Raw genomic sequence first — 21,378 nt, forward strand, 5'->3', positions numbered from 1 at the left:
ATAGATTACACGGGGTGTTCAGCGGCTCAGCACCGGGGTACCCCAAGCGGCTGACCAGGCGCTACGCCACTCCGAGCCACTGGCGTGCTCCATTGAGGACCATCTCCAGGCCGTCCTCGAAGCGCGAGTCGACGTCGGCGAGCAGGTCGCCGGCCTCCGCGCCGCGGTACCGCTCGTCCAGCTGCCCCGGCACCGGATAAACCGCCTGCTCTTCGATGGTGAAGCCGACGACGTAGCTGTAGACGGTGAACAACGCCTGCCCGGCCCGCCGTTCGTCCACACCGGCGTCGATGCTGGGCTGCAGCGGACTCGGCCCGACCAATCCGGTGTCACCGAGGTACGTGCCCGCGAAAACCTTGCCGCCGTCGCGGTAGGACAGCATCATCCGCCGCAGCGCCCGGGCGCCGTGCGCGACGGCGTCCCACTCCCCCAGCTCCTCCGGCGGCCGCCGCTCCCCGGCCGAATCGGCGTACATCTGCGTCGCCATTTCGTCGAGCAGTTCCTGCTTGCTCTTCAGGTGCCAGTACAGCGCCGGAGCCTTGACGCCGAGATCGGCGGCGATCAGCCGCAGGGTCAGCCCGTTGAGGCCGACCTCGTTGAGCAGCTTCAGGCCCGAACGTGCGATGTCCTGCCTGGTCAGGGCCATGTTTTCGGTTCTCCTCGGGTACCCGGCTTGACAGTTTAACGATGTTAAGGGCATCCTCGGGTCAGGTCAATTTAACGTTGTTAAGGAGCTGGGGATGTACGAGCTGACCGCGGACGTGGTCGTCGCCGGGGCGGGGCCGACCGGGCTGATGCTGGCGAACGAGCTGGCACTGGCCGGAGTGGACGTTCACGTGCTTGAGCGGATGCACGAGCGGACGGGACTGTCGAAGGCGCTGAACCTGCAGCCGCGCACGGCGGAGGTCCTCGATCTGCGTGGCCTGCTGGGCCGCGCGGAGCAGCGGTCGTTCGCGACCGTCGCGGACGGACACTTCGCGGTGATCCCGGTGCCCTACACCGGCTGGGACACGCGCCACCCGTACCAGGTCGGCATCCCGCAGGGACAGGTCGAGGCGGCGCTGGAGGAGCGGCTGGCCGAGCAGGGCGTGAAGGTGCTCCGCGGCCACGAACTGGCGGGCTTCGAGCAGGACGCCACCGGCGTGACGGTCACGGCCGGCGACCTCCGCGTGCGGGCGGCGTACCTGGTGGGCTGCGACGGCGGCCGCAGCGCGGTGCGCAAGGCCCTGGAACTGCCGTTCGAGGGGATCGAGGGCCGCGGCCACGGCGTCTCGGCGGACGTCCGGTTCCGGACGACGCCGCCGGGCGCGCCGACGGAGTGGCGGTCGATGGGCAACATGGTGACGTCGCTCAGCCCGGGCAAGTTCGTCGGCCTGATCCCGCTGGGCGAGCCGAACCTGTACCGCCTGAGCTACGGCGACCGGCTGAACCGCCCCGACGACCTCCGGGCGGAGGTGCCGGAGGAGGAGGTCCGCGCGGCGGTCCGCGAACGCTTCGGCGACGAGGTGGAGATCGAGGAAATCCGCTGGGTGTCGCGGTTCTCGGACGACAGCCGCCTGGCGGCGAAGTACCGGGTGGGCCGGGTGTTCCTGGCCGGCGACGCGGCGCACATCCACTTCCCGGCGGGCGGCCAGGGGCTGAACCTGGGTGTCCAGGACGCGATGAACCTGGGCTGGAAGCTGGCGGCGGACCTGCACGGCCGAGCCCCGGCGGATCTCCTGGATTCGTACGAACCGGAGCGCCGCGCGGTGGCTTCCGGGGTCCTGCAGAACGTGGCGGCCCAGAACGCGCTGATTCCCCTGACGCCGGACCAGCTGGCGCTGCGGGCGTTGTTCCGCGACTTGGCGGCGCTTCCGGAGGTGCAGCGCAAGCTGTCGGGCATGGTTTCGGGCCTGGACATCCGTTACGAGACGGCGGAAACCCACCCGGCAGCGGGCGCGCGCCTCCTGGACTTCCCGGTGGGCAACGGCTTCGCGAGCGACTTGTTCCACAGTGGAAAGTTCGTCCTGCTGACGAAAACCCCGGCTGTGGCACCGCATCCGGAGGTAGTCGTAGCGGAGGTACCGGAACTACCGTGGCCCGACCTGACGAAGGTGCTGGTCCGCCCGGACGGTTACGTCGCTTCGACGACGGGTTCCGTGGCCGGCTGGCTCCTCTGACGCAAAAAGAAGAGGCGCGGCCAGTGGGCCGCGCCTCTTCTTCCAGTAGCGGGGACAGGATTTGAACCTGCGACCTCTGGGTTATGAGCCCAGCGAGCTACCGAGCTGCTCCACCCCGCGTCGTGACACCTACCTTACGCCCTCGTTTCCCGGGGGTGCAAAGCAGGTGCCCTCAGCGTTACGGACGTCACCCTCCAGGCTGGCTGCTGGGCGGCGGAGTGCTGGTCCCGGGCGCCGCCGTCTTGGCCGCCTCGTACTCCTTGGCCGCCGCGTCGAGCGCCGCCAAAGCCGCACCCTGGTCCGTGAAGTTGCCGGACTGCTGCGCCGCCCGCAGCTTCGCGAGCGCCGCCTGGATGTCCGTCACGGCCTTGTCCAGCGCCGCGTTGCCGCCACTCGAGTTGGGTGGCGTCGTCGTGGCCGGCGGCGTTGTCGTCGGTGGTGTGGTCGTCGGCTGGCCCGCCTGCGGCGGCGTGGTCGTCGCCTCACCCGTGCCCGCGCCGAAGATCTGGTCCAGCGCCTCCTGCAGCGTCGCGCCGTAGCCGACCTTCGGCCCGTACGAGACCAGGACCCGGGCCAGCTGTGGGTAGCTGTTCTGGTTGCGCTGCCGGATGTACACCGGCTCGACGTAGAGGAAGCCCTGCGCCACCGGCAACGTGATCAGGTTGCCGTAGATCGGGATGACGTTGGGGTTGTTGAACAGCGTCCGGTCCTGCGCGACCCGTGGATCGCTCTGGAACCGGTTCTGCACCTGGACCGGGCCGTCCACCTGCGTCGCCCCGGTGGCGGCGCTGGGTAGCTGGAGGACGCGGATCTTCCCGTAGTCGTTCGCATCGGACGACACCGACATCCAGGACGCGAGGTACTGCCGCTGCAGACCGGTGAGCGAGCTGGTCAGCTGGAACGTCGGCTTGCTCTGCCCCGGCGTGTCGGCGAGGACGTAGTAACCGGGCTGGTTGGCCGCGCCGGCCGCCGCCGGGTTGGAGCCGCCTTCGGCCGTCGGGTCCTGCGGGACGCTCCAGAACGCCTGCTGCGAGTAGAACTCCTGCGGGTTGCTGACGTGGTAGCGCGACAGCAGCTCACGCTGGATCTTGAACAGGTCCTCCGGGTAGCGGAAGTGCGCCCGCAGGTCCGGCGAGATGTCGGAGCTCGGCTTCACGAGCCCGGGGAAGACCTTCTCCCAGGCGTTGAGGACCGGTTCCTTGTCGTCGATCGAGTACAGCGTCACGGTGCCGTTGAAGGCGTCGACGGTGGCCTTGACCGAGTTCCGGATGTAGTTGATCGAGCTGTTCGCCTGCCGGGCGACGCCGTTGAGCGAGTCGTTGGTCGCCGCGCCCAGCTGCGTCTGCTGCGAGTACGGGAAGTTGTTGATCGTCGTGTAGCCGTCGATGATCCACTGGATCTTGCCGTCGACGACCGCGGGGTACGGGTCGCCGTCGAGGGTCAGCCACGGCGCGACCTTGCTGACGCGCTCACGCGGGTCGCGGTTGTACATGATCTTCGAGTTGTCGCCGATGGCGTCGGAGAACAGGATGTTGCGCTCGCCGTACTCGGCCGCGAAAGCCAGGCGGTTGAACCAGTTGTCGACCGAGACGCCGCCGGTGCCCTTGTAGTTGTAGCGGTCGGTGGCGGTGTCGTACTCGCCCGGCGCGCCGTTGCCGCCGACGATGGCGTAGTCGGAGTCCGCGGCGGACAGCTCGCCGTAGTAGATCCGCGGTTCCTTGACCTCGATGCCCGGCTGGCCCGCGGCGGGCGAGCCGGCGCCCGACGGGTTCTGCGTGTCGCTGGTGGTGGCGATCGGGTAGCCGCCGTCGGAGTTGGCGTCCTTGACCGCGCGGTCGATCGTGTTGGCCGGCGCGGCGACGAAGCCGTTGCCGTGGGTGTAGACGAGGTGCTTGTTGATCCAGCTGGTCTGGTTGCCGGTCAGGCCCTCGGTCTTGATCTCCTTCGCGGCGACGATGTAGTCCTGCGTCACGCCGCCGACGGTGTAGCGGTCGATGTCGAGCTTCGCCGGGAAGCCGTAGAAGTTCTCGCGCCCGACGCGCTGGGTGAAGGTGTCGGAGAGGATGTTCGGGTCCAGCAGCCGGATGTTCGACATCGTCCCGGTGTCGGCCTTGAGCTGGTCCGGCGTCGCGGTGGCGTTGCCCGTGTAGGGCTGGTACTGGACGTCGGTGAGGCCGAAGGCGCGGCGGGTGGCGTCCATGTTGCGCTGGATGGACGTGGCTTCCTTCTCGTTCGCGTTGGGCTTCACCGAGAACTGGTCGAGGATCGCGGGCCACGCGACGCCGACGAGGATGCTCGACAGGATCAGCAGCACGAGCGCGATCGCCGGCAGCTGCAGGTTCCTCAGGAAGGCGCCGGCGAAGAACGCGATCGCGCAGATCACCGAGATGCACAGCAGGATCAGCTTGGCGGGCAGGACCGCGTTCAGGTCGGTGTAGGTGGCGCCGATGAACAGCGGCGCGCCGCGGTCGGAGAGCAGCAGGTTGTACCGGTCGAAGAAGTACTCGGCCGCCTTCAGCAGCACGAAGATGCCGACGGTGATGGCGAGCTGCGCGCGCGTCGGGCCGGCGAGCTGCCCGCCCTTGCCGGCCAGCCGGATGCCGCCGAAGACGTAGTGCGAGATCAGGGCGCCGAAGAAGGAGATGACGACGGTGATGAACAGCCAGCCGAGCAGCCAGTTGTAGAACGGCAGGTCGAAGGCGTAGAAGCCGACGTCGTTGCCGAACTCGGGGTCGGTCTGGCCGAACGAGGTGCCGTTGAGGAACAGCTGCACGACCTGCCAGTCGCCCTGGGCGGACAGGCCGGCGATGAGGCCGGTGAGCACCGGGATGCCGATGCCGAAGAGCCGGATCCGGGCGACGATCGCGGAGCGGTAGCGCGCCAGCGGGTCGTCGGCGCCGGAGATCGGCACGAACACCGGGCGGGTGCGGTAGGCGATCATCAGGCTGACCGCGAGCGCCCCGCCGACCAGCAACCCGACGGCGAAGAACAGGATGATCCTCGTGACCACCTGGGTGGTGAACACCGACCGGGCACCGACTTCACCGAACCACAACCAGTCGACGTACGTGTCGAGCAAGCGGGCCCCGAGCAGGAGCGCCAGCACGATCACCGCGGCGATGATGAGGAGGATCCGGCTCCGCCGGGACAGCTTCGGCAGGCTCACCGGGGGCCGAGTCGCCACGGTGCACGCTCCTGTCATTCGTCAGCACTTGAACAGGGGCGCACGCGCCCCCTGATTCCCTAACTCTACGGATGCCCGGGGAAGTTCCCGGGACCCGCCCAAACCGGACTCGCGGGGTCGTCGCCAGGACCGGCCTGACACGATGTGCGCATGGAATCGCAGCAGGCCGGAGTGGCCGCTCTCGCCCGCGAGATCGAGGAGTTCATGGCCGCGGGCGGCTGGGACCAGCCCCCGCAGCTGTTCGCGCTGGTCCCGACGGCGGCGCTGCTGGACGAGCAGCCGGAGCTGGCCGGGCAGCTCGACCGGGCGAACCCGCTGACGCCGGTGGCGCAGGAAGCGCTGCCCGAAGGCGACCTCGCCGAGGCACTGGGCCGGATCGCGTGGCCCGATCTGGTGATCGGGTGTGCGCTCGCCCAGGAGATCATCGTGCTGCCGCCGGGCTCGGAGTCGGAACTGCCGGACGTCGCCGAGGCCGACGCCGACAGCCTGCGCCGCGCGGCCGCCGACCACCCGCAGCGGACGGAGGCCCGCCTGGTCGCGGCGGTCCTGCGCGACGGCGAAGGAGCGTGCGCAATGCGGCTGCGCGGGATGGGCGGCGACGAGTCGGTCGACGAGATCGTCGAGAGCCCGGACCTGGCGCCGAACCTCCTCGAAGCCCTCAAGGCGACGCTCCTCCCCTAGCAGGAGGCCGTCGGGCGGCCCGCCTTCAGGTTGGCCAGCTGGGCGAGCGCGTCGTCCAGTGTGGACACCTTGATGAGGTTGAGCCCGGCGGGCGCGTTCGTCTTGGCCTCGGCGCAGTTGTGCTCGGGCACCAGGAAGTCGGTGGCGCCGGCTTCGCGCGCGCCGACGACCTTGAACGAGATCCCGCCGATCGGGTCGACCTCGCCGGTCTCGGTGATCTCGCCGGTGCCGGCGATGTGCCGCCCGCCGGCGAGGTCGCCGGGCTGCAGCCGGTCGATGATCGCGAGGGAGAACATCAGGCCGGCCGACGGGCCGCCGACGTCCTGGAGCGAGATGTTGACGGTGAAGGGCGCGTCGGCACGGTCGACCGCGGTGAGGCCGATGAAGCCCTCCTTGCGGTCGGGCCGCGAGGCGAGCGTGAGCGGCACGGTCCGCTCCGGCTGGCCGTCCGACTGGAAGGTGATCTGCACGGTCTGGCCGGGCAGCGTGCCGGCCAGGGCGTTGCGCACGTCGGCGGCTTCGACGATCTTCTTGCCGTTGACGGTGATCAGCTTGTCGCCGGGCGAGAGCACGTGGTCGGCGGGGCTGCCGGAGACGATCTGCTTCGCCAGCACCTTGATCGGGTAGCCGAGCTTGCGCAGGGCGGCGACCTGCGCGTTCGTCTGCGAGTCCTGCAGCTGCTGGATGTTCTCCTGCTTGACCTGCTCGTTCGTCTCGCCGGGCTTGAAGTACTCCTCGCGCGGCGCGAGCGCGTAGCGGCCGCTGGCCCAGAAGCCGAGGCCCTGGAAGAGCGTGACGCCGTCGTGGAGCGAGACGGTCGTCATCCGGAGCTCACCGGTGGTCTGGAAGGTCTCGTGCCCGGTGACCTGGATGACGGAGTTGCCCGCGGCGTCGCGACCGAGCGTGTCGTAGGTCGGGCCGGGGCTGATCGCCACGAACGGCACCGGCACGACCAGGCCGAGCACCACGAAGACGAGGAACAGCGAGCCGCTGACCACGAGCGTCCAGCCCCGGCGGGTCATCCGCCTGGCCTCGCCGGCGGGCTCGGCGCCGGGGTCCGGGCTGCTCTTCGCGGGCGCGGTCTGCTCGGAGGACTTGGTCACGCGTGACAGCGTACGGTGACCGTGTTCGCTTGTCGGTGAAGGCCACGCACATGGGTCCGGTTGACGCGCTCAGGCGCGTCCGACCCGCGTACGGTGGACACATGAGCAAACCCCCGTTCGGCTTCGGACCGTCCGATCCCGACAAACGAGGTGAGAACGAGCCTTCGGACCCCTCCGGTGCCGAGGCCTTCAACCAGCTCGGGCAGATGCTGAGCCAGCTGGGCCAGATGCTCAGCCAGGCCGGCAGCTCCAGCGGGCCGGTGAACTACGACCTCGCCAAGCAGATCGCCCTGCAGAACCTCGGCAGCGCCGGCAACACCGGCGAGAGCCGCCTCGGCTTCCGCGGTGGTGACGACGCGAACGCCGCCGTGCGTGACGCCGCCCACCTGGCCGAGCTGTGGCTCGACGCGGCGACGGTGTTCCCGGCCGGCGCGACGTCGACGGTCGCCTGGTCGCCCCGCACCTGGGTCGAGAAGACGCTGCCGACCTGGCAGCGCCTCTGCGACCCGGTGGCGCAGCAGATCTCGGGCGCGTGGATGCAGGCGCTGCCGGAGGAGGCCAAGCAGGCCGCCGGTCCGCTGCTGCAGATGATGGGCCAGATGGGCGGGATGGCCTTCGGCTCCCAGCTCGGGCAGGCTCTGGCCCAGCTGGCGTCGGAGATGCTGACGGCGTCCGAGATCGGCCTCCCCCTGGCCCCGGCCGGCACGTCGGCGCTGCTGCCGGCGAACATCGAGAAGTTCGCCGAGGGCCTGGAGCTGCCGAACAGCGAGATCCTGGTGTTCCTGGCCGCCCGCGAGGCGGCGCACCAGCGGCTGTTCACGCACGTGCCGTGGCTGCGCCAGCGCCTGCTGGCGACGGTCGAGGAGTTCGCGCACGGCATTTCGGTGGACACGTCGGCGCTGGAGTCGCTGGCCGGCCGCATCGACCCGGCCAACCCGGCGAGCATCGAGGAAGCGATGTCGTCCGGGCTGCTGGAGCCCCAGACGACGGAGGAGCAGAAGGGCGCGCTGCGGCGCCTGGAGACGCTGCTCGCCCTGGTGGAGGGCTGGGTGGACGTGGTGGTGGCCGAAGCGGTCGGCGACCGGTTGCCGGGAGCGGACGCGCTGCGCGAGACGCTGCGCCGCCGCCGCGCGACGGGCGGCCCGGCCGAGCAGACGTTCGCCACCCTGGTCGGCCTGGAGCTGCGCCCCCGCCGCATGAGGGACGCTTCGAACCTGTGGAAGCTGGTGGGCGACCGCCACGGTTCCGAGAAGCGCGACGGCCTGTGGTCCCACCCGGACCTGATGCCGACGGCGGAGGACCTGGACGAGCCGATCGACTTCGCGGACCGCGTCGGCGAGACGGGCTCGCTGGACGACCTCGACCCGATCGCGGAACTGGAGCGCACGGAGCGCACCGAGCGCGAGGAGAAGAGCAAGAACACCCCGCCCGAGGAGGGCGAGACCCCGGCGTAGCCCCGGGTCGTCTTCGGGAAGCCGGTGGTCCACGGACCACCGGCTTCCTGCTTTTCAGACCGACCGGCGCTCCGAAACGGCGACCGGGGCAACCCGCAGGTCACCCCGGCCACCGTCACCAGCTCAATCCTCGGTATCGATCCCCCACCCGGCGGCCGCGGCCAGCCCCTCGAGGTACCCCATCGCCCGGTCCATCTTCGGGTACCGCCGCACCAGCGACCAGAACGCCGCGTCGTGCCCGGGCTCGCGCAGGTGCGCCAGCTCGTGCACCAGCACGTAGTCCAGCACCCAGGGAGGGACCTTCCGCAGCCGGTCGCTGACCCGGATCGTCGCGTCGACCGGCGTGCACGACGCCCACCGCGTGCGCATCGGCGGCACCCAGCGGACGCTCGCCGGCACCGCGGTGCCGTCCAGGTACTTGCCCGACAGCAGCATGCAGCGCGCCAGCAGGACTTCGTCCGACGTCTTCGGGGGTGCCGGCCGACGTGGTTCCGCGCGCTGCAGCTTGCGTTCCATCTCGGCGACCCAGTGTTTCTCCTCCGCCCTGGTCATCCGCGCGGGGATGAGCACGACCAGCGTGTCGTCCTTCCAGTACGCGGTGACCGTCCGGTGCCGGCGCTGGCTGCGCCGCACTTCGACCTTGTGTCCAGGTGTGTCCGACGGGGGGTTCGTATCCCCCCTGCCTCTCAGCGAGGGCGTCCGTGCTTCGACCACCCGACAACGGTAAGGCCAGGCACCGACAACTCCGAGCGCGTTGAGGTCACAGACCCGAGTTGTCCACAGCCCCCTTCACTTGTGGACAACTCGGCCGATCCGGCGCCTTCCGGAGCGGGACCGTCGCCGCCGGGTGCCATCCTGCGGACATGATCCTCTCGACCGCGGACATGCCACCGGTCCTCCTGCCGGCCCGTCCCGCCCTGCTCCCGGGCATCACCGTGCTCGAACGCGGGTCGCGGGAGATCCAGCTCGGGCTCGACCCGCGCCACGGCGTGATCGTCGAAGGGCTGCCACCCAGCCTCGTCGAACAGCTGCGTGCACTGGACGGCAGCAAGCCCGTCGAGCGGCTTTTGCTCGCGGAGAGCGAACACCGTGATCAGCTGCGGACCCTCCTCCGGCAGCTGACCGCGCTCGGCTTGGTCACCGATGCGGGCGAACCGGACGGCGCGGCCTTCCGCGGCGAAACCGGCCTCTGGTCCCTGCGCGCCCGCCACCACCAGGCCGCGCTGGCGGACCGGCGCCGCGCGACCGCGGTCACCGTGCACGGCGACGGCCGGGTGGCGGTCGCGGTCGCCGTGCTGCTGGCCAACGCCGGGATCGGCCACGTCGAGCTCGAACTCCCCGGCGCGGTCACCGAGCACGACCTGGGCACCGGCTTCACCGAGGCCGACCTGGGCCGCTCCCGGCGGCAGGCCCTCGGCGACCTGCTCCGCCGCGTCGACCCGGACGTCCGCGTGACCCGCCTGCACGACCGGTACCCGGAGCTGGCGCTGCTCACCGACGCCGTCGTCCCGGCGCCGGAGGTCGTCGCCGAGCTGATGGCGGACGGCGTCACGCACCTGCTCGCCCGCGTCCGCGACGGAACGGCCATCGTCGGCCCGCTCGTGGTCCCGGGCCGCAGCTCCTGCCTGCGGTGCGCCGACCTGCACCGGACCGACCTCGACCCGTGCTGGCCCCGCGTCGCCGGTCAGCTGACGGGCCGGCACCAGCGGCCCGACCTCGGCGCGGTCCACGCCTGCGCGTCGCTGGCCGTCGCCCAGGCCATGCGGCTGCTCTCGCCCGCGGAACCGCCGCCGCCGGCGTGGAACACCACCCTCGAGATCGACGCCTTCGACGGCCGCATCCGCCACCGCGGCTGGCCTCCGCACGCCCGGTGCGGGTGCGGCGCCCCGGCGGTGCAACAGGAGACGTAGGCCACTAAGACGCCGTGAGCGGGCTGCGCGCCGCCGAGGACGCAAGGCAGAATCGCGGAGGTGACCGACTTCCGCGACCCAGGCGATCGTGACACCGCGATGCCGCGCAAAGGTGCCGCCCGCACCGCCAAGCTCGCCAGTCTTCCGCTCGGGATCGCCGGCCGGGCGGTCGGCGGGTGGGGCAAGCGGCTGGCCGGTCAGAGCGCGGAACAAGTCAACGCGACGCTGTCGGCGAAGGCCGCCGAGCAGCTGTTCGAGGTGCTCGGCACGCTCAAGGGCGGCGCGATGAAGTTCGGCCAGGCCCTGAGCGTGTTCGAAGCGGCGGTGCCGGACGACATGGCGAAGCCGTACCGCGAGGCGCTGACGAAGCTGCAGGCCGCGGCGCCGCCGATGCCGGCCCGGCAGACCCACCGGGTGCTCGCCGAGCAGCTGGGCCGCACCTGGACCAGCCGGTTCGCCTCGTTCGACGACGACCCGGCGGCGGCCGCGAGCATCGGCCAGGTGCACCGCGCGGTCTGGCACGACGGCCGCGAGGTCGCGGTCAAGGTCCAGTACCCGGGGGCCGACGAGGCGTTGCGCAGCGACCTGCGGCAGCTGCAGCGGTTCAGCAGGCTGTTCCAGGCGTTCGTGCCCGGCACCGAGGTCAAGCCGCTGCTGGCCGAGCTCGCCGAGCGGATGAACGAGGAGCTCGACTACCAGGCCGAGGCCCAGCACCAGCGCGCCTTCGCGAAGGCGTTCGACGGCGATCCCGGCATCCTGGTGCCGCGCGTGGTGGCCAGCGCGCCGAAGGTCGTCGTGACCGAGTGGGCGACCGGCACCCCGTTGTCCAAGGTCATCGCGGACGGCGACCGCGAGACGCGGAACCTGGCGGGCCGGCTGCTGGCCGAGTTCCACTACTCGTCGCCCGAGCGGGTCCACCTGCTGCACTCGGACCCGCACCCGGGCAACTTCATGATCACCGAGGACGACCGGCTGTGCGTCATCGACTTCGGCGGCGTGGCCCGGTTGCCCGACGGCATCCCCCGCCACCTGGGCGAGATGACGCGGCTGGCCCTCGACGGCGAGTCCGCCGAGCTCATGCGCGTGCTGCGGGAGAACCGGTTCATCCGGCCGGACAGCGACCTGACCGCGGACGAGGTGCTCACGTACCTGGCGCCGTTCACCGAGCCGCTGGCCGAGCCGACCTTCCACTTCACGCGCAAGTGGATGCAGAAGCAGGCGTGGCGGGTCGGCGACAGCCGCGGCAACGACTTCCGGGTCGGCCGGTCGCTCAACCTCCCGCCCGAGTACCTGATGATCCACCGCGTGACGGCGGGGTCGACGGGCATCCTCTGCCAGCTCGACGCGGAGATCCCGGCCCGAGGCATCGTGGAGCGCTGGCAGCCCGGATTCGCCGGCTGAGTTGTCCACAGGCCGGGCCGCGAAGGGGCGGATTCCGGCGAGTTGTCCACAGCTGCGGGGAACGGGGTTCCACCCGGTTGGCCGAGCCGTCATGCTCGATCCATGACCGCTACTCAATGCACCGACCCGCTGGCCCTCAGTAACCCCGGCACGTGCGAGGTGATGAACCTCGAACAACTTCGAAAAGCCGGGGTGTCGGACCGAAGAACCCGGCGGCTCTGCGGCCCCGGCGGGCCGTGGCGCCGCCTGCACCCCGGTGTCGTCCTGCTGCGAAACAGCACCCCGACGCGGCAGCAGCGGCTGCACGCCGCGCTGGTGCGCTACGGCACGAGGGTGGTGATCACGGGCGCCGACGCGTTGCGGGCCCACGGCGTGCAGTGCCCGGCGGACGGCGAGATCCGGCTGCTGGTCCCCGACCACTGCCGGGTGGCGCCCTGCGACGGCGTCACCGCGGCGCGCACGGCGAGGATGCCGGAGCCGGCGATGGTCGACGGGCTGCCGTTCGCCCCGCCGTCGCGAGCCGCGCTCGACCTGGCGAGGGCCGAGCCCGACCCGGCGCGGATCCGGCACTTGCTGACGCTCCCGCTCTACTGGGGGCTGTGCGACCGCCAAGAGCTGCTGACGGAGCTGGCGGAAGGTCCCCAGCGCGGCACGGCGCTGGTCCGGAAGGTGCTCCGCGAGCTGGACGAGGGACCGATCCAGGCCCACGGCTTGGCGGCGCAGGTGATGGACATCGCCCGCCTACCCCAGCCGACGTGGGATGTGACGATCTGCGACCGCCGAGGCCGCCGCATCGGTGAGGCGGACGCGTGGTGGGACGAGCTGGGGCTGGCCTGGCAGTACCGCTGCGGCCCCGGAACGGGTGGCTTCTCCGACCTGGCCCTGGCGGCAACGGGGATAGTCCTGGTCCGCTGTACGGTCCGCCAGCTGAAGCAGGTCCCCCGCGAGGTGGCCCAAGAGCTGGCCAAGGCTTTCGGCGACGCATCCCGCACGCCGCGCCCCAAGGTCCGGGCGATCCCGATGACTCCAATCGGCGACGCGGCATGACGTACGTGTCGCGGCCGTCCCCGCACCACCCGGCAGCCCCCGGAACGCACCCGTCCGCGCGCCAGAACACCCGCCCACAAGAGCCACGAACTCGCGAGGCTTGCCGGCTCCGGTCGGCTCACCAGCACACACCCACTCAGGAAGGCATACCCCGCCGACCGTCACCCCGCCCTGCTCGACGCACCAGCTCCGGCGGCCGGCCAAACCGCCAACCGGCAACGCAGCCAACTCACCCGTCCGCGCAGCACCACGCACCACCCGTCCGGGCAGCCGCGGTGATCGATCACCAGTACTCGTCGGGCAGCTTGCCCTCGATGTCGCGCACGTGCTGCCGCGCGCAGTCCGGGCACAGCCACGTCACCGCACCCCGCTCGCGGCTGGACACCCAGGCGAGCGCCGTGGCCGGGTCCTCGTCCGCGCCGCGGATCCGGCCGCAGCGCGTGCACCCGACGGGCTCCGGCGCGGTCACGGCAACCGTCCACAGTGGATCGCCTTGGCGCCGAACAGGAAGAGATCATCGCGCCGGCCAAGGAAGTCCGGCCCGTCCGGATCGGTCAACGCGACGACGGCCGCGCGATCATCAGCATCGAGCCGATCCCCGGCCGACTCGGCGAGCCACCCGATCCGGTGCACGACGTACTCCCGCAGGAGGTCCGAGCCCGGCATGGGGTGATCGATGAGCGCACCGAACGACTCGACGTCCTCGAGCCCGGCCTCACGAAGGGCGCGCGGCCAGCCATAGGGCATGGCAACGCTGCCGGGAAGCCCGGCCCGCATCCCACCGAACCACTCACCCCGCGCGGCGAGCAGCCGCTGCTCCAGCCCGGGCCGCCCGACCCCGACGTCCCAAGGGAGGCACCGCATCTCGAGCCCACCCTCGCCGATGGCGAGCACCCCACCGGGCCGCACGAGTCCGGCCAAGGCGCGCAAGGCGGCCTGCTGGTCACCGACGTGGTGAACAACGCCGGAGGCCCACACCAGATCGGGAGCGGGCACCCGTTCGCCCAGCCGCGGATCGGCAAGATCCCCGTGCACGCCGACGACCTCAACGTCCCCGCCGGCAGCCTCACGCACGGCTCGCTGAGCCTCGGCCAGCAGCACAGCGGTGGCATCGAGCAGCACAACGGTGCCCCCGCCCCGCCGACCAAGCTCACGAGCAAAGAGCACGCTCATGCCACCGGCCCCGCACCCGACATCGAGCAAGGTCGGCCGCGAGGAAAGGCGCTCGACCAACCGCCGCGCGACGGGCGCGAGCGCCCCGGCATCGAGGGCATCGGCCATGCGCAGCTGAGCAAGCCGGTCGGCCCAGTCGATGTCGTCATGGGTGTGTACGGACATCACCCCATTGAACACCAGCAATCCCGCCACCCGACGCAAGCGAACGGCACCCAAACGGAGCCGAAGAAACACGGCGGCCAAGCTTCAAGCACGGCGCCCGGCTGACTGACCGCACCGCCTCGCTCACCACCGCACCGCCCAGCCGCCGAAACCCCGCCAAAGCGCCCGAACATCCCGCGGACAAGCACAAGGTCCCGCCGCCCGGCGACCGGGACGGCGGCAGCGTTCGGGCGACACCGCACGTCGACCACGAGCGTCCCCGCGCACTGGCCGCCTCGAGTCGGCGCGCCCAGAAACCGCCGCTGACCGGCACAAAGGTGCCCGCTGCCCGGTTGCGGGCGATGCTCGGCTGCCCCCACCGCAGGGGGCTGCCGGCCGCGAGCGCCACGGACCGGCCGGCCGCCGAAACCCACCGGCGCCCGGTCGTGCCGTGGCCGGCACAACGGCCCCCGCCGCTCAGGGGCGGCGGGGGCCTGCGCTCAGTCCTGGTCCAGCTGGTACCGCTCCGCTCGGCGGCTCGCCCATCGGGCTACCCGCGTCCAGCGGCGTACGGCACGCGCGCTACCTCGGGCCCGCTGGGCGCGGACCCCTTCCTCCAGATCCCGTATTCGGGCCCTGGACAGTTCTTCGTAAAGCAACATCTCGCTGATCTCCTCGATCTCGGTCTTCGTCAGTTGCAGCTGCGGACGGCAGATCCGCGCTTCGTAGTCCTTCGCGGTGACCGGTTCGACGCTCATGCGGCGGCGCTCCGGTGATCGCCGCGGTCCTTGGCCGCGACGGGCTCGACAGCGGCGTTCTTGCGCGGACGGCCACGGGGCCGCTTGCGCGCGATCACGACGCCGCGCTCGAAGATCTCGCCGCCCCAGACGCCCCAGGGCTCGCGCCGGGCCAGGGCACCCGCGAGGCACGCCTCGCGGACCGGGCAGTCGGCGCACTGCGCCTTCGCGCGCTCGAGCTCGGCCGGGGACTCGGCGAACCACAGGTCCGCGTCGCCCGAACGGCAGGGCAGAGCCGCGTCCGGGACGGCGATCGGGTCGAGCAGGTCGGCGAATATTGCCTCACCCGAGGTGTAGGCGATGGCCGAAGACATGGCAGTTCCTCCTTGTGTCGTACGGGTTTTCGGTTGGGAGATGGAGCTGGGCAATGCTGGTCCTCTTGGGTTGTGCAGCCAAAAACACGAAGGCCGCGGATCCGGGTTTTCCGGTTCCGCGGCCTTCGTGAGCCTCTGTCCTGACTAGGTCAGGAACTTCGCTCCCGTATCGACAACGGAACACGGAACTGCTTGATGGTCGGCAGATCGGCCTGCGGGTACGCGGCGAGAACGCCCTGCGTCCCGAAGACGACGACACCGGTGGCCCAACGCCGCTCGACGCGACGCATGCCACGGATCTCGTGCGCGCTCACGGACACACCGGTGCGCGGGCGCTGAGCAGCCGCAACTTCCGCGGCGCAGGACAGACGGGTGCCCGGGTTCGTGAGCGTCATGTTGCTGATCATTTCACCGGCACCTCCTTCTGTACTCTGCACACACGGCCGCCGAGCGGCGCTGTGTCTAGGCTCTGCACGTGGATCCCCAGCCGAGCCCTTCGGGCTCGGTACTGGCAGGTTATTGCCCCCCACCACACCGGGGCAACTCAATTAACGGGAAAATCCTCGAAGATACGAAGATCGCCCCTGAGCAGCGGGTTCGCCGCGTGGATCATGGCCCGGACGCGGTCAACACCGCACGGGCCGCCCGGCACGGCGAGGCCACCGCCGAGGCGCCCGACCCACGCGCAACGCCGACGCGGCCGAACCGCACCCGCCTCCCCCACCGCGCGGACGACCACCCGAGCCGAGCCGAGCACCGACTGCGGCACGACCGCCTGAGCCGGACCGGCGGCCGAGCCCACCCATGGCCCCGGCCGAGCCGACCTCGGCGCACGCCCACCCGAACCGAGCCTCTGGCGATCCCGGCGCGGCCGCCGAGCCGCCTCGAACCGCCAGCACGACGACCCGCCCGGCGGCGGCGCGACCACCCGGCCCCAGCCGAGCCAGGCCGGCGCCAGCCCGGCCGCCTCAGGAACCCGCCGACGCCCGGACCACCCCGAGGATCTCCGCGCCGAACCGCTCGAGCTTCGTCGCGCCGATTCCCGAGATCGACACCAGCGCCGCCTCGTCCGTCGGGCGCTGCTCGGCGATCGCCATCAACGTCGCGTCCGTGAACACCACGAACGCCGGCACCTTCAGCTCCCGCGCCCGGTCACCGCGCCACGACTTCAGACGCTCCAGCAGCCCCTCATCCACTGTGGACGGGCAGCGCCCACAGCGGCCCAGCTTGACGTCGATCGTCTCCAGCAGCGGGCCGCCGCACACCCGGCAGCGCGTCTTGATCTGCGTTGCCGGCTTCTGCTGGGTTCGCGCCGCGCGGGCGGCCGGGTGGTCCTCCGGGATCAGGCCGTACAGGAACCTGCTGCGGCGGCGGTTGCGGCGCCCTCCCGGTGTCCGGGCCAACGCCCACGACAGCCACAAGTGCTCACGGGCCCGCGTCACGCCCACGTAGAACAGCCGGCGCTCCTCCTCGATCGCCGCCTCGTCGTCGCCCGCGTGGAGGATCGGGACCGTTCCCTCGGCCAGGCCGACCAGGAACACCGCGTCCCACTCCAGGCCCTTCGCCGCGTGCAGCGACGCCAGCGTCACGCCCTCCACCGTCGGCGGGTGCTGGGCCGCCGCCCGCTGCTCCAGCTCGGCGCAGAACCGCGGCAGGTCCGCGTCCTCGACCGTCGACGCCAGCTCCTCCGCCAGCTCGACGATCGCCAGGAGCGCGTCCCAGCGCTCCTTCGCCGCGCCACCCGCGGGCGGCGACTCCGTGAGCCCGACGCGGGCGAGCACCGACCGGACCGTCGTGACCAGGTCGGAGCTGCCGTCCCCGCTTGCCGCGCGCAGCGCCGACATCGCCTGGCGGACCTCCGTGCGGTTGAAGAACCGCTCGCCGCCGCGGACCAGGTACGGGATTCCCGCCTCCGCCAGCGCCGACTCGTACGCCTCCGACTGCGCGTTCACCCGGTAGAGCACCGCGATCTCGCTCGCCGCGACGCCGCCGTCCAGCAGCTCGCGCACCCGCCGGGCGACGGCCTCGGCCTCGACCGCCTCGTCGTCGAACTCGGCGAACCGCGGCTCCGGCCCCGGGGGGCGCTGGCCGATCAGCTTCAACCGCGACCCCGCCGGCCGGCCGCGCGCGGCGCCGATGACCCGGTTCGCCAGCGAGACGACCTCGGGCGTCGACCGGTAGTCGCGCTCGAGCCGGACGACGGTCGCGTCCGGGTAGCGCCGGGTGAACTCGAGCAGCGGCCGCGGCGACGCGCCGCCGAAGGAGTAGATGGTCTGGTTCGCGTCGCCGACGACGGTCAGGTCGTCGCGGCCGCCGAGCCACGCGTCGAGCAGACGCTGCTGCAGCGGCGTCACGTCCTGGTACTCGTCGACGACGAAGCAGCGGTAGCGGTCGCGGAACTCCTCCGCGACGACGCCGTGCTCCTCGAGCACCGCCGTCGTGTGCAGCAGGAGGTCGTCGAAGTCGAGCACCTGCGCCGCGGTCTTCAGCTCCTCGTACGTCCGGTAGACCTCGGCGATCTGCGCCGCCGGCGCCGGGATGTCGCGCTGGGCGCGCGCGGTGACGGCCGGGTAGTCGTCCGGGCTGACCAGCGACGCCTTCGCCCACTCGATCTCGCTCGCCAGGTCACGCAGGACCTCGACCTCGGTGCCCATCCGCTGCCGGTTCGCGGCCTGGCCGACGAACCTCAGCTTGTTCTCCATCAGGTCCCACGGCCGGTCGCCGACCACGCGCGGCCAGAAGTAACGCAGCTGGCGGCGGGCGGCGGCGTGGAACGTCAGCGCCTGCGCCGCGTCGACGCCGAGGCCGCGCAGCCGGGTCCGCATCTCCCCCGCGGCGCGCGTCGTGAACGTGACGGCGAGCACCTGACCGGCGGAAACGTGCCCCGATCGGACGAGGTGGGCGATCCGGTGGGTGATCGTCCGGGTCTTGCCCGTGCCGGCGCCGGCGAGCACGCAGACCGGCCCCCGCGGGGCACTTGCGGCAGCGCGCTGCTCGGGGTCGAGACCATCGAGCAGACGGGTCACACTCTTGGGGGGAAGTACGCCGGTCACGTCCCGCATCCTCGCAGAGGGGGACGGGGAATCGGGGCAGGGGCACGCGGCCGTATCCTGGTCATATGGCGGGACAGCAGGACAAGGAAGCGGCCAAGCAGGCCAAGAAGGAGAAGCGCGCGGCGAGCAAGGCACGCCGTGGCCAGCTCTTCGAGGCCTTCAAGATGCAGCGCAAGGAAGACCCGTGGCTCATCCCGTGGATGGTCGGGTCGATCGTCGTGGTCGCGGGCGTCTTGTTCGGGATCGGGTTCTTCTTCGACGCGCAGTGGGTGCTGCTGCCGCTGGGCCTGGTGCTCGGCGCCCTGCTCGCCATGATCATCTTCGGCCGGCGCGTCCAGAAGACGGTCTACTCGAAGGCCGACGGCCAGCCCGGCGCCGCGGCGTGGGCGCTGGAGAACCTGCGCGGCCGCTGGAAGGTGACGCCGACCGTCGCGGCGACGACGCAGCTCGACGCCGTGCACCGCGTGCTCGGCGGACCGGGCGTCGTGCTCGTCGCCGAGGGCGCGCCGCACCGCGTCAAGACGCTGCTCGCCCAGGAGAAGAAGCGCGTCTCCCGCTTGGTCGGCGACACGCCGATCTACGACGTGACGATCGGCCACGAAGAGGGCCAGATCCCGCTGAAGAAGCTCCAGGGCTTCCTGATGAAGCTGCCGCGCAACCTCAAGCCGGCGCAGGTCGACGCGCTGGAGGCGAAGCTGGCCGCGCTCGGCAACCGCGGCGCCGCGATGCCGAAGGGCCCGATGCCGGCCGGCGCGAAGATGCGCAACGTCCAGCGCACGATCCGCCGTCGCTGACCCCCGCGTACGACGAAGGCCCCGTCCGAGGACGGGGCCTTCGTTCGTTCAGCGCATCTTGATGACGACGGTGCCGGTCAGCCGGTCGAGCCAGCTGCGGCCGTCGGCGTTGCGGACCGCCGCCGGGATGATCACGAACGTCAGCACCGCCCGGACCAGCGCGCGCGGCGGGCCGACCAGCGCGGCGCCGTCGAGCCGGGCGACGCGGATGCCGACGACACCCATTCCGGGGGTGAAGCCGAAGAAGCCGGCGGAGAGCACGGAGATGACGGCCCACACGCCGCCGGACCAGAGGTTGAACCGCTGCATCGCGGCCGGGTCCTGCAGGCTGGGGTGCAGGAAGATGGCCGTGACCAGGGCCGCGATGACGAGGTCGACGATCAGCCCCAGCAGCCGCGCGCCCCCGCTCGCCACCGCGCCGACGCCGGATTCGGGCAGTCCGAACTTCTCTCCGGGCCAGCGTTGATCAGCATCCTGCCGGCCCTCGCCGGTGCCGGGCAGCCATTCACCGGTCCATCTCGCCACCCGTCTAGGGTATGCCGGTGGCGCGGACCACATCCGCCCTGGTCGGATAGCCGGTAACCACCCACCCGTTAACACCCGCGAAACATACGGGTGACGGTCGGGCAACACCGCCCTCTTAGCGTGAGCCGAAGAGAGCACTGCCGTACGAGCTCGAACGAGAAGGAGTCACCGAGGGTGCCCACTACTCCAGACGACATCCAGCGCCTCATCGCCGACGAGGACGTCGAAGTTGTCGACGTCCAGTTCTGCGACCTGCCCGGCGTGATGCAGCACTTCACGGTCCCCGCGAAGGCCTTCACCGAAGAGGCATTCGAAGAGGGTCTCGCGTTCGACGGCTCCTCGGTGCGCGGCTTCCAGTCCATCCACGAGTCCGACATGCTGCTCCTGCCGGACGCGGCGACCGCGCGGATCGACCCGTTCCGCAAGGCGAAGACCCTCGCCCTCAACTTCTTCGTGCACGACCCGTTCACGCGCGAGGCGTACAGCCGTGACCCGCGCAACATCGCGCGCAAGGCCGAGCAGTACATCGCCGAGTACGGCGTCGCCGACAACGTGTACTTCGGCCCCGAAGCCGAGTTCTACATCTTCGACTCGGTCCGCTTCGACTCCGCCGAGCACGCCTCCTTCCACGAGATCGACTCGATCGAGGGCTGGTGGAACACCGGCGCCGACGAGGCCGGCGGCAACCAGGGTTACAAGACGAAGTTCAAGGGCGGCTACTTCCCCGTCCCGCCGGTCGACCACTTCGCCGACCTGCGCGACGACATCGTCCGCAACCTGACGAACACCGGTTTCGAGATCGAGCGCGCGCACCACGAGGTGGGCACCGCCGGCCAGACCGAGATCAACTACAAGTTCAACACGCTGCTGCACGCGGCCGACGACCTGCAGCTGTTCAAGTACATCGTGAAGAACACGGTGTTCGCGGCAGGCAAGACGGCGACGTTCATGCCGAAGCCCCTCGCCGGCGACAACGGCTCGGGCATGCACTGCCACCAGTCGCTGTGGAAGGACGGCCAGCCGCTGTTCCACGACGAGTCGGGCTACGCCGGCCTGTCGGACACCGCGCGCCACTACATCGGCGGCCTGCTCAAGCACGCCCCGAGCCTGCTGGCCTTCACGAACCCGACGGTGAACTCCTACCACCGCCTGGTCCCGGGCTTCGAAGCCCCGGTTTCGCTGGTGTACTCGCAGCGCAACCGCTCGGCCTGCGTCCGCATCCCGATCACGGGCAACAACCCGAAGGCCAAGCGCGCCGAGTTCCGCTGCCCGGACTCGTCGGGCAACCCGTACCTGGCGTTCTCGGCGATGATGATGGCCGGCCTCGACGGCATCAAGAACAAGATCGAGCCGCCGGACCCCATCGACAAGGACCTGTACGAGCTCCCGCCGGAGGAGGCCAAGGACGTCAAGCTCGTCCCGGGCGACCTGGGCACGGTGCTCGACACCCTCGAGGCGGACCACGACTACCTGCTCGAGGGCGGCGTGTTCACGCCGGACGTGATCGAGACGTGGATCTCGTACAAGCGCGAGAACGAGATCGACCCGCTGCGGCTGCGCCCGCACCCGTACGAGTTCGCCCTGTACTACGACGTGTGATCGGCTAGTACAGCCACGGACACGCCGGCGGCGAGGAGCG

The 21,378-nt window shown here is 71.0% G+C and carries 19 protein-coding genes and 1 tRNA gene; 8 read left to right on the forward strand and 12 right to left on the reverse strand.

The annotated features are described in order from the left end of the window. Positions 1-61: 61 nt before the first annotated feature. A complete protein-coding gene (locus tag ACERZO_RS34065) occupies positions 62-646 on the reverse strand; it encodes a TetR/AcrR family transcriptional regulator C-terminal domain-containing protein (protein ID WP_372669706.1) in 585 nt (194 codons plus the stop codon). Positions 647-740: 94 nt separating this feature from the next. On the opposite strand from ACERZO_RS34065, the gene ACERZO_RS34070 reads away from it, so the two are divergent. After that, a complete protein-coding gene (locus ACERZO_RS34070) occupies positions 741-2,159 on the forward strand; it encodes an FAD-dependent monooxygenase (RefSeq protein ID WP_372669707.1) in 1,419 nt (472 codons plus the stop codon). Between the two features lie 46 nt (positions 2,160-2,205). Here ACERZO_RS34070 and ACERZO_RS34075 read toward each other — a convergent pair. Next, positions 2,206-2,279 (reverse strand) — tRNA-Met (locus tag ACERZO_RS34075). Between the two features lie 67 nt (positions 2,280-2,346). Next, on the reverse strand, positions 2,347-5,343 hold the full coding sequence (locus ACERZO_RS34080) for a UPF0182 family protein (RefSeq protein WP_372669709.1): 2,997 nt from the start codon (positions 5,341-5,343) through the stop codon (positions 2,347-2,349). 150 nt (positions 5,344-5,493) lie between these two features. Here ACERZO_RS34080 and ACERZO_RS34085 point away from each other — a divergent pair, with 150 nt between their 5' ends. Next, positions 5,494-6,024 (forward strand): PPA1309 family protein, encoded by a 531-nt coding sequence (locus tag ACERZO_RS34085; RefSeq protein WP_372669711.1) that lies wholly within the window; start codon positions 5,494-5,496, stop codon positions 6,022-6,024. Here ACERZO_RS34085 and ACERZO_RS34090 read toward each other — a convergent pair. After that, a complete protein-coding gene (locus ACERZO_RS34090) occupies positions 6,021-7,046 on the reverse strand; it encodes a YlbL family protein (RefSeq protein WP_372669773.1) in 1,026 nt (341 codons plus the stop codon). The genes ACERZO_RS34085 and ACERZO_RS34090 overlap by 4 nt on opposite strands. Positions 7,047-7,228: 182 nt before the next feature. On the opposite strand from ACERZO_RS34090, the gene ACERZO_RS34095 reads away from it, so the two are divergent. Then, positions 7,229-8,581 (forward strand): zinc-dependent metalloprotease, encoded by a 1,353-nt coding sequence (locus ACERZO_RS34095; RefSeq protein ID WP_372669713.1) that lies wholly within the window; start codon positions 7,229-7,231, stop codon positions 8,579-8,581. A 123-nt stretch (positions 8,582-8,704) separates the two neighbouring features. On the opposite strand, the gene ACERZO_RS34100 is transcribed toward ACERZO_RS34095, so the two are convergent. Continuing rightward, on the reverse strand, positions 8,705-9,214 hold the full coding sequence (locus tag ACERZO_RS34100; RefSeq protein WP_372669715.1) for a M48 metallopeptidase family protein: 510 nt from the start codon (positions 9,212-9,214) through the stop codon (positions 8,705-8,707). 230 nt (positions 9,215-9,444) lie between these two features. Here ACERZO_RS34100 and ACERZO_RS34105 point away from each other — a divergent pair, with 230 nt between their 5' ends. The 3 genes from ACERZO_RS34105 (at position 9,445) to ACERZO_RS34115 (ending at position 12,939) form a co-directional block, all read left to right on the forward strand. Further along, positions 9,445-10,491 carry a hypothetical protein gene (locus tag ACERZO_RS34105; protein WP_372669717.1) on the forward strand — a complete coding sequence of 349 codons (1,047 nt, stop codon included), beginning with the start codon at positions 9,445-9,447 and terminating at the stop codon, positions 10,489-10,491. Positions 10,492-10,551: 60 nt separating this feature from the next. After that, the gene (locus ACERZO_RS34110) at positions 10,552-11,892 is read left to right on the forward strand and encodes an ABC1 kinase family protein (RefSeq protein ID WP_372669719.1); all 1,341 of its coding nucleotides are present in this window, start codon (positions 10,552-10,554) and stop codon (positions 11,890-11,892) included. 162 nt (positions 11,893-12,054) lie between these two features. Then, a complete protein-coding gene (locus ACERZO_RS34115; protein WP_372669775.1) occupies positions 12,055-12,939 on the forward strand; it encodes a hypothetical protein in 885 nt (294 codons plus the stop codon). 283 nt (positions 12,940-13,222) lie between these two features. Here ACERZO_RS34115 and ACERZO_RS34120 read toward each other — a convergent pair whose 3' ends face one another. From ACERZO_RS34120 to ACERZO_RS34145, 6 genes are all read right to left on the reverse strand, one after another. Beyond that, a complete protein-coding gene (locus ACERZO_RS34120) occupies positions 13,223-13,408 on the reverse strand; it encodes a hypothetical protein (protein WP_372669721.1) in 186 nt (61 codons plus the stop codon). Next, complete coding sequence (locus ACERZO_RS34125) at positions 13,405-14,277, reverse strand: class I SAM-dependent methyltransferase (RefSeq protein WP_372669777.1); 873 nt, start codon at positions 14,275-14,277, stop codon at positions 13,405-13,407. Before ACERZO_RS34125 ends, ACERZO_RS34120 begins: the two co-directional genes overlap by 4 nt. Before the next feature lie 479 nt (positions 14,278-14,756). Continuing rightward, complete coding sequence (locus tag ACERZO_RS34130; protein ID WP_372669723.1) at positions 14,757-15,014, reverse strand: hypothetical protein; 258 nt, start codon at positions 15,012-15,014, stop codon at positions 14,757-14,759. Further along, positions 15,011-15,367, reverse strand: a complete 357-nt coding sequence (locus tag ACERZO_RS34135; protein WP_372669725.1) for a WhiB family transcriptional regulator — start codon at positions 15,365-15,367, stop codon at positions 15,011-15,013. Before ACERZO_RS34135 ends, ACERZO_RS34130 begins: the two co-directional genes overlap by 4 nt. Positions 15,368-15,516: 149 nt before the next feature. Beyond that, on the reverse strand, positions 15,517-15,774 hold the full coding sequence (locus ACERZO_RS34140; protein ID WP_372669727.1) for a hypothetical protein: 258 nt from the start codon (positions 15,772-15,774) through the stop codon (positions 15,517-15,519). 561 nt (positions 15,775-16,335) lie between these two features. Continuing rightward, positions 16,336-18,429: an ATP-dependent DNA helicase UvrD2 gene (locus tag ACERZO_RS34145; RefSeq protein ID WP_372669729.1), complete on the reverse strand. Its 2,094-nt coding sequence runs from the start codon at positions 18,427-18,429 to the stop codon at positions 16,336-16,338. Between the two features lie 56 nt (positions 18,430-18,485). Between ACERZO_RS34145 and ACERZO_RS34150 the strand changes: the two genes are divergently transcribed. Further along, entirely contained in the window at positions 18,486-19,214 is a 729-nt protein-coding gene (locus ACERZO_RS34150) for a DUF4191 domain-containing protein (RefSeq protein WP_372669731.1), read from the forward strand. 48 nt (positions 19,215-19,262) lie between these two features. Here ACERZO_RS34150 and ACERZO_RS34155 read toward each other — a convergent pair whose 3' ends face one another. Beyond that, the gene (locus tag ACERZO_RS34155; protein WP_372669779.1) at positions 19,263-19,652 is read right to left on the reverse strand and encodes an RDD family protein; all 390 of its coding nucleotides are present in this window, start codon (positions 19,650-19,652) and stop codon (positions 19,263-19,265) included. 261 nt (positions 19,653-19,913) lie between these two features. Between ACERZO_RS34155 and glnA the strand changes: the two genes are divergently transcribed. Then, on the forward strand, positions 19,914-21,338 hold the full coding sequence (glnA, locus tag ACERZO_RS34160) for a type I glutamate--ammonia ligase (protein WP_372669733.1): 1,425 nt from the start codon (positions 19,914-19,916) through the stop codon (positions 21,336-21,338). The last annotated feature ends 40 nt before the right edge of the window (positions 21,339-21,378 follow it).

Origin of the sequence: Amycolatopsis kentuckyensis, assembly GCF_041679295.1 — a bacterium.
GTDB classification, from domain to species: Bacteria; Actinomycetota; Actinomycetes; order Mycobacteriales; family Pseudonocardiaceae; genus Amycolatopsis; species Amycolatopsis kentuckyensis_A.